General features: G+C 46.7%; 1 rRNA gene. It reads right to left on the bottom strand.

Annotated features, from left to right (window positions below):
• A 23S ribosomal RNA gene (locus QMC96_13355) occupies nucleotides 1–520 on the bottom strand; the annotation flags it as partial.

Raw genomic sequence — 520 nt, 5'->3', positions numbered from 1 at the left:
ACCCTTGGCTGATTGTCATTGCCAAGGAAACCTTGGGTTTTCGGTGTCCCCAGTTTTCATCGGGATTGTGGTTACTCATGCCAACATTCTCACTTCTTAGCACTCCACCGTCAGTCACCTTCCGGCTTCACTGCGCTAAGAACGCTCCCCTACCTCCCTGAGATAATTTTATATCTCAAGGGGTCTTATCTTCGGTACTGAGCTTTAGCCCCGATAAATCTTCGGCGCAAGATCCCTCAGTTAGTAAGCTGTTACGCACTTTTTAAAGGATAGCTGCTTCTAAGCTCACCTCCTAACTATCAGAGGAATCCCACTTCCTTGAGTGCACTTAGCTCAGATTTAGGGACCTTAGATAAAGATCAGGGTTGTTTCCCTTTTGACCTTGGGCCTTAGCGTCCAAAGTCTGACTCCAGGGATTAACAAAGAGAAATTCGGAGTTTGGTAGAAATACCTGGATTTCTCCACGATATTTCTTCCAGTGCTCTACCTTCTCCTTGAAACTCCCCAGGCTAGCCCCAAA

The sequence above is a fragment of the Methanomicrobiales archaeon genome, from assembly GCA_030019205.1.
GTDB lineage: Archaea > Halobacteriota > Methanomicrobia > Methanomicrobiales > JACTUA01 > JASEFH01.
Note: the sequence above shows the minus strand (reverse complement) of the source record. Positions and strands in the feature narration are given on the sequence as shown.